Here is a 13,635-nt window from a genome sequence, read left to right as displayed (position 1 = left end):
AGCAGCTACTATTTCTTTGTTTGATTTTTTCGAGCTAAGGATTGTAACTTTTTTTCGAGAGCAATTGCGATTTCTAATCTCCTGTTTTCCTCACGTAAGCGTATTAATTCTTGTCGTTCACTTTCGTTTAAACTAGTGTTATCAACCTTTTTATTTTTCATAGTTTTAGACGCACGACCCTTCGGTTTTGATTCTAAACCTAGGATACCATATTGATTGTATTTCATCTGCCACTGAGCTATTAAAGTAGGATTAGTAATCTCAAAGATTCTAGCAGTTTCTTTATATGAAAGTTGATTAGTAATTCTATACTGAATGATTCTTAATTTTTCATCTGTTGAATATTTCTTTCTGGTCATACTGGATATAAGGCCGTCAATACCGAAGGTATCAAATTGGTAAGTCCATGTTTTTAGTTGTGAAGGAACGATATCATATTTGTTACTTAATGAATCATAACCCATATTTCCTTCTTTATATTCTTTGATTAGTTTTAATTTAAAATCAAGATCATGCTTTTTATTCAAAATAAGCACCCCTAAAGTTGAATTTTAAGGTTCAACTTTAGGGGTGCACTTCAGTTTTCTCAACGTTTTTTTACATATTAAGATATGGTAATACAGCGCTAAGCACTAATGCTGCAACGATTAATACAAGTAAGACGATAATAAAGACTTTGCGTGCTGTTTTGTTATTCATTCTGTACTTCCTTTCTTAAGAGCATTTTATTTATTATATCAAATAATCGATTTTACGTCTTATCCTTTATTGATGAACAGTTGTTTGGTACGATAAATATAAATAACATTTTAAGGAGTGTTGTAAATGAACCAGCAAAGATTAGTGGATACTTTTATTGAACTTGTAAAGATTGATAGCGAGAGTGGTAATGAACGTGAGATTGCAAATCATTTAAAAACATTATATTCAGAGCTTGGCTTTGAAGTCACTGAAGACGATACACAAAGTAAGACAGGTTTTGGTGCGGGCAATCTGATTATGAAATTAAAAGGCACAACAGATCAGGAGACAATATTACTTTCTTGTCATATGGATACTGTTACGCCTGGTAATGGCATTAATCCGATTATTACTGATAATGTTATTCATACAGATGGCTCTACGATTCTTGGTGCTGATGATAAAGCGGGGATTGCTGCAATGATTGAAGCGATTCGAACGATTAATGAAGAAAAAATCCCACATGGTGATATTGAAGTAGTTATTTCAGTTGGAGAAGAATCTCATTTAATTGGTGCTAGTGTATTAGATGGATCTAAATTAAATGCGAAACTAGGGTATGCACTGGATGCGGGTAGTGAAGTTGGTACAATTGTAAACCAGGCGCCATCAAATGCGACCCTTAATATTGAAATTACAGGTGTTACAGCACATGCTGGTGTAGCACCGGAAAACGGTGTAAGTGCGATAAACATCGCTTCTCGTGCACTAAGCAATATGAAGCTGGGTAGAATAGATGCAGAGACGACTGCTAATATCGGTACGATTGAAGGTGGTTCAAGAACGAATATCGTTGCTGAAAAATGTTATATTGTTGCAGAAGCGCGCAGTCTAGTTGATAGTAAAATGGAGGCACAAGTTGCACATATGAAAGAAGCAATTCTTACTGCAGCAGCAGAACTCGGTGGGAAAGCTGATGTAGAGGTTAAAGTAAATTATCCATCATTTAATATTGATAAATCAAGCAAAGTAATCGAGATTGCAAGTCAAGCAGCTGAACGTGTAGGTAGAACACCAGAAGTTGTACCAAACGGTGGAGGTAGTGATGCTAACTTTATTAACAAGTTTGTTCCGACTGTAGTATTAGCTGTCGGCTATCAGGATATTCATACGGTAAATGAAAAGATGCCGATTGATGAATTAAATAAATTAACTGAACAGGTAATTGAAATCATTAAGCTTGTTTAGTTCAAACATTATAGACATGTGCTATAATTATCATGAAAATTCATTTGAAAGAGGTATATTATGAGTAAACAACAAATAGGCGTTATTGGTTTGGCTGTAATGGGTAAAAATTTAGCATGGAATATAGAATCACGCGGGAATACTGTTTCGGTATTTAACCGTTCAAAGGAAAAAACTGAAGAGATGATGAAAGAATCAGTTGGTAAAAATATTTTCCCAACATACTCTCTAGAAGAATTCGTAAATAGCCTTGAAAAGCCACGTAAAATCATGATGATGGTTAAAGCTGGGGAAGCAACAGATGCAACAATCGAAAGCTTAATTCCATTATTAGATCAAGGCGATATTTTAATCGATGGTGGTAACACTAACTACAACGACACGATTCGTCGTAATGCATATCTTTCAGAAAAAGGATTCAATTTCATCGGTACGGGTGTTTCAGGTGGTGAAGAAGGTGCATTACATGGTCCTTCAATTATGCCAGGTGGTCAAAAAGAGGCATATGAACTTGTTAGACCTATTCTAGAATCTATTGCTGCTAAAGCTGAAGACGGTAAACCATGTGTTGCCTATATTGGTCCGGATGGTGCCGGTCATTATGTTAAAATGGTACACAACGGTATTGAATATGCAGATATGCAATTAATCGCTGAGAGTTATGATTTAATGAAAAATGTATTAGCTATGTCAAATGATGAAATCGCGGATACATTTAAATCATGGAATGAAGGCGAACTAGATAGCTACTTAATCGAAATCACAGCTGATATCTTTAAGAAATTAGATGAAGATGGTACGCCACTCGTTGAAAAAGTCATGGATAAAGCCGGACAAAAAGGTACAGGTAAATGGACTTCAATTAACGCATTAGACTTAGGTCAGCCATTAACGATAATCACTGAAAGTGTCTTTGCACGTTTCATCTCTAGTCAAAAAGACGAAAGAATTGTTGCAAGTGAAAATATCAATTCAAATAAAACAAATTTTGAAGGCGATAAAGCTGAATTCTTAGAAGCAATTCGTGAAGCACTATATATGAGTAAAATTTGTTGCTATGCACAAGGGTTCGCTCAAATGAGAGCAGCAAGTGAAGCTTATAACTGGAACTTACAGTTAGGTGATTTAGCAATGATCTGGCGTGAAGGTTGTATTATTCGTGCACAATTCTTACAAAAGATTAAAGAAGCATATGATAATAACACAGATTTACAAAACTTATTATTAGACCCATACTTCAAAGATGTTGTAGAAAAGTATCAAACTAGTTTACGTAAAGTTGCTGCGACTGCAATCACTACAGGTACACCAGCACCAAGTTTTGCAGCAGCAATTAATTATTTTGATTCTTACACATCAAAAGATTTACCTGCAAATTTAATACAGGCACAACGTGATTATTTCGGTGCGCACACTTATGAACGTAAAGATAAAGAAGGCGTATTCCATACAGACTGGAAATAATTATGTTGTATATCAAAAAGCTCGCAAGAATTTTCTCTTGCGAGCTTTTTATAATGTTGGTATCCAAAGTTCAACTTTATTGAAGCTATTATCAAAATCCATATCATCAGGAAAAATATAAATATACTGACTATTGCGTTCGTAGTGAATATTAAAGTCTACTTGTTTTTCAACAGATTGCCAAATTTCATTGAATACATAATCAAGCTTTCCACGAGATTCAAATTTAGCGTAATCACCGTTATAGATTTGTTTGCTTTCATAATCAAAAGTACGTTCTGACTTCACACCTACAAATATTTCTATATCATTTGCATTAGGTTGAACAACCACATAAATTTTTTTGTCTGAGCTAAATGATAATAATGATTTAGTTTCTTCTTTTTCTTTTAATTCATAGACGATATCCGGGATAAGAAAATGATTACCTAATTCATTAAATGAAACGATTTCTTGTATTCCTACAATTCTGAAACTATCCATCGTCTGCATTTTATAAGGCATCGGAGGCTTCGTCGTCACAGATAGCTGAATGTAGAGTCGTTCTACCATTCTTAATTGTTCAGGGTTACTTCTAACCTGAATCGGTGAAATTTGATGGTGTTCGCTAAAAGCAGTACTAAATTCATGTGCAGTCTGATAGCCAAATTGGTTTGCGATATCAACGAGACGGTAATTACCATTTAACAACTTTTTAGCGGCCTCGGTCATCTTACGATGATGTATATATTCTTCTATATTCATTCCGGCAATCATCGTAAATGTTTGATTTACATGCATCGGATTTTCATTTAAATATGTACCGATTGTTTCATATTGAAAAGGTTCAAATAAATGATCTTCAATATATACGATTGTTTTCTGCATTAAGTCAATATTATTCATAAGTCACATCTTCCTTAAAGTTGCTTTAAATAGATTTCGTGTATTCATAGATATTTATTTTTTCTGATGGATCATTATTTATATGTTGCAAAGGAATATGATATTTCAGATTGAAATGAATGATATCCTGTAAATATACTTCATATTCAGGTTTTGCATAATACAGAATGATATCACATTTTTCAATAGATGATGTCATTAAGTTTTCCATAACTTTTTGAAATACGAATACAGAAAAAGGATTGAAGAAAAATAAATGTGTCTCTTCACCATTAAATTGATACTGTAATGCATTAATATTTTGAGCAGTAACATCATTTTCTTGATGATGTAATAAGCTATAATTTTTAATGTTTTCAAGGCTTTTTAAGTATAGCTGCTTATTAAGTTCAATACCTATCGTTTTTATTTTGAATACATAATTAGTGAAGATTGGTACACGCATTAGTCCAGAGCCAAAATCTACTAATAATGCATCTTTAGTTATGTCTTCTTTCATCATGTTATATAATGATAATAAATCACGATAAATAGTTGGTTCGTACCGATTAGAATGATGATTTGTAAAAGTTTCAATATAAGGATTAGTCTTTATATTGAGCAATGTATCGAAATCCTGCTCTGTGTAAAGTTCAAAAGATGATCGTATAAATTTATTCATAATTCAAATATTAACACAATTATGGCACAATAAAAAGAGGGTGAGACATAAGTCTTAACCCTCTTCTGTTTAACAGCTTAAACGGCGGAACAGAAGTTGCCCCTACGACAAAAACCGAACAAAAACTATAAATCAAAGAGCGATTTATTAGTTTTGTCCGGTTTTTGCTTGTGGCAGAACACTTCTGTCCCAGCCTCTTCCTACGATTTGTCAACTACTTCGTAGTAGAATATATTAAAAAAATCATCACTAAATAAGCCTTTTTATTTATTAATTTTTTTTATATGATATTATGTATTTGAATAGATTGTCAATGTGGGGACATCTGATAATCGTATTCTTTATTGTTTACTACAAGATATTGAATTGTTTTTAGCAGCTTGTTTACACAAGCAATCACCGCAGTCTTATGGCCTTTGCCATTTGGCTGCTTTCTTAATTTATAATAATAGTCTACAAGATGATTTGAGTAATGTCTTTTTCCTCTTATAATATTCATTATGACAATATAAAATAATGCTCTGGCACGTCTGTTTCCTCTCTTATTTATCTTATCTTTATATTGAGTTTTTCCAGATTGATATCTTTTAATATCAATGCCTATATAAGCATTTAGCTCTTTATGGGATGAAAAAGATCTTATATCACCCAGTTCACCAATAATTAACATAGCCGTCAAATCTCCTATACCTGGAATAGAGGTAAGTATTTTAAACTCTTCGAGTTCTTTAGAAAGCTCCATTAAGCTCTGTTTAATCTTTTCTTGTCTTTTCATAAGTAACATCAAATCATTAACTAAAGCTATTAGTTTCTCGATGTAAAATGAGTTTTCCGATAGAGCTGGATAACTTTCATTAGCGAAGGAAATAAGCATTTCGGCATATTTTTCTTTTCTTTGTAAAGAGATATTTTTATCTGTACAAGCACCGATGATATTAATAAGATCAGGTATATTTATATTTTTTACATAGCTGGGGTGAGGAAATCTTTTGACTATTTCTAAAGCAAATTTTGAATATCTACTTTTGAATAATCTCTGAATTTCAGGAAAGGACATATCAAGTATCTGTATAATTGAAATTTTTAAATAAGACTGTTGATCATTAAGTTCTTCATACCATCTGGTCAATTCTCTTACTTTTATATATATGTCCTTAGAAAGATTTTTAGAAGGTCTTTTATTAAAGTTTTTTGCCAATAAAGCAAGTTTGTGTGCATCAGATTTATCAGTTTTCCAAGTTCTAAGTGTAGTTGTTAAAAATTTAGCTTCTAAAGGATTTATCATACAGTGTGGAATATGGTTTTCTTTACAAAAACGTTGGATAACTTTAGAGTATATCCCAGTCGATTCAAAGAGAAAATAAACACCTGCATACCCTTTAATATATTCATTTAATGCATCAAAACCATCTTTATTGTGAATTAATTCAAATTCTTTCTTAAATTCATTATTACAATAATGAGCTACATAACTTTTTCCTTTCCCCACGTCAATTCCAAAATATTCGATGTTAATCACTCCTATTTGGTTAAATTAAGAAGTTTTACTTCACTAGACCTTATTTTGTTCATTTTCCTATACACGATCTCAAAGGACCCAACATACTAAAATCGAATTAATAAGGAAAGTGAAGTTCTCCAGTTTATAATACGGATTCTATGATCCTAGAGGCTGGTCGGAGTACTTCTCTCTACTACTATTTCACAATTGTTAAAATTATGCCAACGGCATGAAAACAATAAAAAAGTAGCGAAGTTTATCTACCGTCGTAGATTACTTCGCTACTAATCTTAGTATGTTTTTTAAGATTTATATTATACGTCCCACCAGTGGAAGTTATCTCGACTTAATAACAGATCGCTTTTTACAGGGCCATTAGATCCAGCCTGATAATTCGGGAATGGAGCAGGATGTGCATCCCAGTATTCAGCAACAGTATCTACATAACTCCATGTTGCCTTTAATTCTTCCCAGTGTGTAAAGTTAGTGGCATCGCCTTTTAGACAATCATAAATTAATCCTTCATATGCATCGACAGTATTCATCTTATCTTGTGTCGTCATCGCATATGATAATTTAACTGGTTCAGTATCGATACCTTCGATATATTTACGTGCATTTAAATGAAGTTCTATTCCTTCATTAGGCTGAATATTTATGACAAGTAAATTGGAATCTAGCTGATTATCTTTTTGATAATATAGATTCATCGGCATTTCTTTAAATTCAACAACAACACGTATTTCTTTTTCCTTCATACGTTTACCGGTACGAATGTAGAAGGGAACACCAGCCCATCTAAAGTTATCGAGCATAACTTTAGCGGCAACAAATGTAGGTGTATTACTTTCTGGATTTACATTTTCTTCATCACGATATCGTTTTACTTTTTCACCGTTTATTTCACCGACATCATATTGTCCTCGAACGAAATAGCTTCTTACGTGTTCAGGCTGAATTTTACGGATAGAACGGAGTGCCTTTACTTTTTCATTTCTAATATCTTCAGATGATAATGAAATAGGAGGCTCCATTGCAAGAAGTGAAACAATTTGTAACATGTGATTTTGTACCATATCTTTTAAAGCGCCACTAGTATCGTAATAGCCACCACGGTCTTCAACACCTAAAATTTCTGAAGAAGTGACTTGAATATTTGAGATATATTTATTATTCCATAACGGTTCAAACATTGCATTGCTAAATCGAATTACTTCGATGTTCTGTACCATATCTTTACCAAGATAATGGTCAATTCGATAAATTTCCTCTTCTTTAAACGATTTTCTTAACTGATTATTTAGTTTTTCAGCAGAGGCGAGATCTTTACCGAAAGGCTTTTCAATAATTAATCGCTTAAATCCTTTTGTTTTTGTCAGTCCGCTAGATTTTAAGAAATCTGACACAGTACCAAAAAATTCTGGTGCCATTGCTAAATAGAATAGACGGTTACCATTTAAGTTATATTTTGCATCTAAAGATTCAGAGAGTGTTAGCAGCGCATCATAACTTTCTTTATTATTTACGTCATGAGACTGGTAATAAACATGTTCCATAAATTCATCGATTTTATGTGTATCTTTAACGAATTTTTCGATAGAAGATTTGATTTCTGCTCTGAATTTTTCATTTGTCCATTCACGTCGTCCAATACCAATGATTGCAACATGCTCATTCAAGTTATCTTGCTGATAAAGGTGGAATAACGATGGAAATAACTTGCGGTGACTTAAATCACCTGTTGCACCAAAAATTGTTATTAAACAGGGGATATTTTGCTTTTCAATTTCCAAAATAAATACCTCGATTCTATTAAAGTCTATTTTATTTTTTCATACAATGTCTAAAAAAACAAATAAAACATGCTATAATGACGTGATGAAATAAAAGGTGGTAGAAAAATGAAAATAACTTTTTTAGGAACGAGTGCAGGTTTACCAACTAAAGAAAGAAATACACAAACGATCATACTTTCTCTTGCACCGTTAAATAATACGTTCTGGTTATTTGATGCCGGTGAAGCTTGTCAGCATCAGATATTACATACAAATATTAAACTTGGAAAGCTGGATCATATATTTATTACACATCTGCATGGTGATCATATTTTTGGATTACCGGGTCTACTCACATCAAGAAGTTTTCAAGGTGGAGAAAATAAACCTTTAAAAGTATTTGGTCCAAAAGGAATTAAAGCATATATCGAAACGACACTGTTAATTTCAGGTTCTCACTTGAATTATCCGCTTGAAATCATCGAAATTGCTGATGGAGACGTCTTATATATCGATCAGATAAAGGTGAATGTAGGAATGTTAAAACATGGCATAGATTCATTTGGATATCGTATCCAGTTTCCAGACACAGAGGGTAATCTAATATCTGAAAAACTGATTGAAGCAGGCATTCAGCCGGGTCCAATTTATCAACAGTTTAAAACGCAGGAATTCGTTGAGGTAGATGGTATCATTTATGAAACGAAAAACTATCGAAATCCAAATAAACCTGGTAAGATTATTACGATATTTGGCGACACAATGCCCTGTGAGGCAGAAATAGATCTGGCAAATAATGCGGATGTTATAGTACATGAAAGTACTTATTTAGATGGTGATCTGGATTTGAGTCATAAATATTACCATAGTCATATTGATGACGTAGCAAAACTTGTTGCAGAATCGCATGCGAAAAAAGTATTGATTAATCATGTGAGTAATCGTTATGATTTACAGGATATTGCATTATTGAAAGATGTAATACAGCATAAATATCCGGAAATGGTATTTGAAATCGTGAAGGACTTTGATAATTTTGAAATATAAACAATGCGCGCTCAATTAGCTGAGCGCGCATTGTTAATTTGTTGTTATAGTTATTTATTATTATATATATATTTGTATTATTTTCCTAATTCTTTACTACGATTTAAAGCTTCATTCAAGCAATCTACAAAAATTTCTTCGATAGGGTGTTTCGCTAAAGCATCCAGTCCTGCCTTCGTTGTACCACCCTTTGAAGTGATATTTTCACGTAACTGATCAAGAGACAGTTCACTATTTTCAAGCATTCTTGCAGTACCGATAATCAATTTACGTACCGCAATATCAGTGTCTTCATGTGATAAGCCAAGTTGATTTGCAGCATTGATATACTGTTCATACATATAGTATAAAAAGGCAGGGCCACTACCTGTGATTGCGGTAACATCATGTAATGAATCTTCTTCAACTTCAATAGATGTTCCAAACGCATTGAGTAGATTGAATAACGTTTGTTTATCGCTTTCCTCGAAATTATCTGAGAAAGATATTCCAGTTACTGATTGTTGAACATGTGCATTAGTATTGGGCATGATACGTGCGACTGGATTTGATGTTTGAAGCTTAGTTTTGATTTGATTAATTGGTACGCCAGCCATCATTGAAACAAACTTATTATGTGTATTGTGATGAGGTTGAATACGCTCAACAAGTGAAACAAAGTCATGAGGCTTAACAGCTAAAAATACAAAATCAGCATTTGATAACAGTTCATTATCGTCATAGCTATATTGTGTATTTAATGTGCTGTTTAATCTTTTTAATTCTTCAATGTCACTTCTATTTGTTAGAAATATATCTTCACCTTTTACGGTATTACTTTCAATCAATCCTGTAAATATTGCGCTTGCCATATTACCTGAGCCGTAAAATACAATCTTCATGTCACATGCCTCCTGGAATCTTTGTTATTATTATTATAAGATTGTAATGGGTAAAACACAATTTTGACATAAAATAAATCATATTTATAGAAATGTGGTGCTTAGATTGATTGGCAAAAGAGCATTAATAACGGGTGCTACAAGTGGTGTTGGCTTAAAGATTACTGAATTATTATTAGCGCGTGGCGTTCATGTCACGGCTGTTGGCAGACGTATTGAACAATTAGATAGACTAAAAAAAGATTTTGACAGACTTAAGGTTTACAGTGTCGATATGATAGATTCAGAACATTTTTCTCATTTTATAAAAAGTATAGAAATCGAAGGCACATATGACTATTTAATTAATTGCGCTGGTTTTGCAGAATATGGTCCATTAATTAATCAAGATGACGACGTCATAGCAGATATGATATATGTCAATTTAACGCAGACCGTCATTCTTACGAAACATGTTTTACTTAAAATGAATCCAGGGGGAATGGTTGTCACGATTGGTAGTCTATCAAGTAAAGTAACTACGCCTTTTGGTGCAATATATGCCGCTTCAAAATCAGGTATAAATCAGGTGATGAACGCATTAAGGTTAGAACAAAGTCACATTCATTTTTTAACTGTTAATACCGGACCTGTCAATACACAATTTATTCAGAAAGCTAACAAAGGTAAACCGATGAATCAGTTAGCAGAGCGGGTACAGCTTGATGTTAAACAGTTAAGCATGCAAATAGTAAATGCCATGATCGATAGAAAAACGGAGCTTAATCTTCCGGTTTGGATGGATTCTGGATTGAAGATTTATGGCCTTGCACCGAGAAAGCTTGAAAAGATATTTAAAAAATATTTTATGACAAAAAAATAACAGGTGTAAGATACACTTGTTATTTTTTCATTGTTATTTCTTCTTTTTTATTTTATGTTTATCATTTGCTTTATTTTGCGCATTGCCAGGCTTCGGTGGCAATAAGTCAAATGTCGTTAAGAAATGTTCCACCTTGTTCTTATAGGAAATGGGATTGACATTATAACTTGCAGCATGTCCACCATGTTCTGGATACCAGCGCATCTTAGGCCCACGCTTTTTATTATAAAGATCAACCGAGTGCGTATAAGGAATAAATACATCTGGTTTAGAATGGATAAACAGGATAGGCTGTTCAACATTTTGGATGACATCTATCGGTGATACTTGTTTCAGGGAAAAATGTGTTCTCATTTTCAGTACTTGATTTAAGGCTGATAATACAATGCCACTTCCGAATGATGATTTCTGTTCTATGATTTGTGTCAATAATCGAGCAAAATTAGAAAATGCACAATCTGAAACATAGAATGCTGCTTCATTAGCTAATTCTCCAGCATAAAGTAATGTTGTAACTGCACCCATTGATTCACCATGGACACCGAAAGTAATGTCATAACCATATTGTTCTTTTAAAAAGGCGATAACAGATTCTAAATCTGTCTTTTCGTAATAGCCATATGTGCTGTGATTACCACCACTTTCCCCATGTCTGCGATGATCAAAGATAATACCATTAAACCCTAACTCATTAAACATATTTAAATATTTTATGCTCGTAATTTTATTTTCAGTAACACCATGACAGAATACCATCCAGTGCTTATGTTCATAGGGCTTTACAACAGTGGCACTTAAGTTGTAGCCATTGCGTGAAGGGATAGTAACATTAATCGGTTGCTTTGCGTTAAATGCTTCAACATCCAATCGTTTCGCCTTAATTTCACGTCGACGTATTACTTCAACGTCACGCAATTTAAAATTTAAGACATAGTTTGAAGCGACCAATCCAACGATGCTGGAAGTAATACCTGATGCGAGTGATACACCGAGTAACGTTCTTGTTAGTAGTTTATTGTTCATACTAAATGATCCTCGTAGTGTAAGTTTTTGAATGCTTCAACTATATTATTAAGTGACTGTTCATCTAATGGCTGCTCTGCTGCTGTAGTATATGCTTTAACATTTGCCTGTAACTGTTCAGCGCTCGATGCACCATTTACAATTGAAGCAACAGGATATGATGTTAAGTATTGATATACAGCCTGTTGTAACGGCGCAATTGTAGTAGCTTCATCAAGACTTTTTCTTAATTCTTCCTGACTTATACCTAGTGTACCCGTTTCAAATTTTTTATCTAATATTTCAGCATAATTATCTGTTAAAAGACCTTTCATCAATGGACCACGAGCCAAAACTCGCACATCTTTTGATTGGATAGATTCAATTAAATCCGTAGGACGATTGTCGATAATGTTAAATTGCATCATTATCGTATCAATATTACTATGCTTTAAATAATAATCAATGACATTTGGTCGAATAGAACTGATACCATATGCACGGATCAAGCCTTCTTCTTTCAGTTGCTCAAAAGTTTCTATGGTTTCATCCTTATTATCTTCAATCATGCCGCCATGCAGCATATATAAATCTAAATAATCTGTTTCAAGACGTTTTAGACTTTCATGTATACTTTGTGTAATATGGGCTTTAGAAGGATCCCAAACAACTTCATCATTTAACATATTAAATCGATTACCAACTTTTGATGCTAAAGTAATCTGATCACGTTTTTTAGAATGTTTAATGAAATGGCCGATATTTTTTTCGTTCTGTCCTTTTTGATATAGGTCAGCTGTATCTATGTATGTAATGCCGAGATCGACTGCCTGGTCGAGAATATATTGACTATCAAGTGCGTCTTGAGGCAGATTCATGGCACCGAAACCCATTTCAGAAAACTTTATACCACTTTTTGTTGTATTAAATTTCATGTCTTTCCCTCCATTCGTTATAATAAATATAGTTTAACATGTACAAAAAGGAGAGTGTATTAATATGGATCTAACAGAACGCACACTATCAAAAGAAACGATACTAGACGGGAAGGTGTTAACTGTCGAGAGACACCAGGTCGAATTACCCAATGGTAAGGAAAGTACAAGGGAAGTTGTACTGCACCCAGGAGCAGTTGCAGTGATTGCGATGAAACAGAATAAATTACTACTTGTTGAACAATTCAGAAAAGCACCTGAAGAAAATTTAATCGAGCTCCCTGCAGGTAAAGTTGACCCAGGGGAAGAACGACGTGACACTGCACTGCGTGAATTAGAAGAAGAAACAGGTTTTACTTCAAAGACGATGGAACTGGTTAATGAGTTTTATGTTTCACCCGGATTCTGTAATGAATTTATTTCTTTATTTGAAGCTGGGGAACTTATAGAATCTCATAATCTTGAAGCGGATGAAGACGAATTTGTATTGAAACACTGGTTGACATTAGAAGAGGCTAATAACTGGATAAAAACAGGGAAAATTAAAGATGCGAAGACGATAATAGCAATTCAATATTTGCTATTATCAATGAAATAATATTAGATTATAATAATTCTAAAAAAGACATTGTTTTTCTTGCTTTAATTCTCAATTACTGATATTTTATATATATCAATCGTAACCTTTAGGAG

General features: G+C 33.4%; 14 protein-coding genes. 5 read left to right on the top strand and 9 right to left on the bottom strand.

The features are described 5' to 3' along the window. Positions 1-8 precede the first annotated feature (8 nt). Entirely contained in the window at positions 9-536 is a 528-nt protein-coding gene (locus HT586_RS07405; protein ID WP_203545509.1) for a helix-turn-helix domain-containing protein, read from the bottom strand. A gap of 61 nt (positions 537-597) precedes the next feature. After that, on the bottom strand, positions 598-699 hold the full coding sequence (gene prli42 / locus HT586_RS07400; protein WP_157742174.1) for a stressosome-associated protein Prli42: 102 nt from the start codon (positions 697-699) through the stop codon (positions 598-600). A gap of 126 nt (positions 700-825) precedes the next feature. Between prli42 and HT586_RS07395 the strand changes: the two genes are divergently transcribed. Together HT586_RS07395 and gndA are read left to right on the top strand one after the other, a co-directional pair. Further along, on the top strand, positions 826-1,929 hold the full coding sequence (locus HT586_RS07395) for a M20/M25/M40 family metallo-hydrolase (RefSeq protein ID WP_203545508.1): 1,104 nt from the start codon (positions 826-828) through the stop codon (positions 1,927-1,929). Between the two features lie 60 nt (positions 1,930-1,989). Next, positions 1,990-3,393, top strand: a complete 1,404-nt coding sequence (gene gndA, locus HT586_RS07390) for an NADP-dependent phosphogluconate dehydrogenase (RefSeq protein ID WP_096076409.1) — start codon at positions 1,990-1,992, stop codon at positions 3,391-3,393. 48 nt (positions 3,394-3,441) lie between these two features. Here gndA and HT586_RS07385 read toward each other — a convergent pair whose 3' ends face one another. The 4 genes from HT586_RS07385 to zwf form a co-directional block, all read right to left on the bottom strand. Beyond that, positions 3,442-4,278 (bottom strand): effector binding domain-containing protein, encoded by an 837-nt coding sequence (locus HT586_RS07385; protein ID WP_203545507.1) that lies wholly within the window; start codon positions 4,276-4,278, stop codon positions 3,442-3,444. Positions 4,279-4,303: 25 nt separating this feature from the next. Then, on the bottom strand, positions 4,304-4,939 hold the full coding sequence (locus tag HT586_RS07380; protein WP_133353232.1) for a hypothetical protein: 636 nt from the start codon (positions 4,937-4,939) through the stop codon (positions 4,304-4,306). 310 nt (positions 4,940-5,249) lie between these two features. After that, positions 5,250-6,458 carry an IS110 family RNA-guided transposase gene (locus tag HT586_RS07375; RefSeq protein ID WP_238999205.1) on the bottom strand — a complete coding sequence of 403 codons (1,209 nt, stop codon included), beginning with the start codon at positions 6,456-6,458 and terminating at the stop codon, positions 5,250-5,252. A 296-nt stretch (positions 6,459-6,754) separates the two neighbouring features. Further along, positions 6,755-8,233 carry a glucose-6-phosphate dehydrogenase gene (gene zwf / locus HT586_RS07370; protein WP_096076412.1) on the bottom strand — a complete coding sequence of 493 codons (1,479 nt, stop codon included), beginning with the start codon at positions 8,231-8,233 and terminating at the stop codon, positions 6,755-6,757. A 108-nt stretch (positions 8,234-8,341) separates the two neighbouring features. Between zwf and rnz the strand changes: the two genes are divergently transcribed. After that, a complete protein-coding gene (gene rnz / locus HT586_RS07365; protein WP_096076413.1) occupies positions 8,342-9,262 on the top strand; it encodes a ribonuclease Z in 921 nt (306 codons plus the stop codon). A gap of 77 nt (positions 9,263-9,339) precedes the next feature. Here rnz and proC read toward each other — a convergent pair whose 3' ends face one another. Continuing rightward, complete coding sequence (gene proC, locus HT586_RS07360) at positions 9,340-10,143, bottom strand: pyrroline-5-carboxylate reductase (RefSeq protein ID WP_096076414.1); 804 nt, start codon at positions 10,141-10,143, stop codon at positions 9,340-9,342. 106 nt (positions 10,144-10,249) lie between these two features. Here proC and HT586_RS07355 point away from each other — a divergent pair, with 106 nt between their 5' ends. Continuing rightward, positions 10,250-11,005, top strand: a complete 756-nt coding sequence (locus HT586_RS07355; RefSeq protein ID WP_203545506.1) for an SDR family NAD(P)-dependent oxidoreductase — start codon at positions 10,250-10,252, stop codon at positions 11,003-11,005. Positions 11,006-11,038: 33 nt separating this feature from the next. Here HT586_RS07355 and HT586_RS07350 read toward each other — a convergent pair whose 3' ends face one another. Both HT586_RS07350 and HT586_RS07345 read right to left on the bottom strand, forming a co-directional pair. Further along, positions 11,039-12,028, bottom strand: a complete 990-nt coding sequence (locus HT586_RS07350; RefSeq protein ID WP_096076416.1) for an alpha/beta hydrolase — start codon at positions 12,026-12,028, stop codon at positions 11,039-11,041. After that, a complete protein-coding gene (locus HT586_RS07345; RefSeq protein WP_133353229.1) occupies positions 12,025-12,942 on the bottom strand; it encodes an aldo/keto reductase in 918 nt (305 codons plus the stop codon). The genes HT586_RS07350 and HT586_RS07345 overlap by 4 nt, the downstream gene beginning before the upstream one ends. A gap of 64 nt (positions 12,943-13,006) precedes the next feature. Here HT586_RS07345 and HT586_RS07340 point away from each other — a divergent pair, with 64 nt between their 5' ends. Beyond that, a complete protein-coding gene (locus tag HT586_RS07340; protein ID WP_096076418.1) occupies positions 13,007-13,540 on the top strand; it encodes an NUDIX hydrolase in 534 nt (177 codons plus the stop codon). Positions 13,541-13,635 lie beyond the last annotated feature (95 nt).

The organism is Macrococcoides bohemicum (assembly GCF_016865215.1).
GTDB lineage: Bacteria > Bacillota > Bacilli > Staphylococcales > Staphylococcaceae > Macrococcoides > Macrococcoides bohemicum.
The sequence above is the reverse complement of the archived record's forward strand: the minus strand, read 5'-3'. Positions and strand labels throughout refer to the sequence as shown.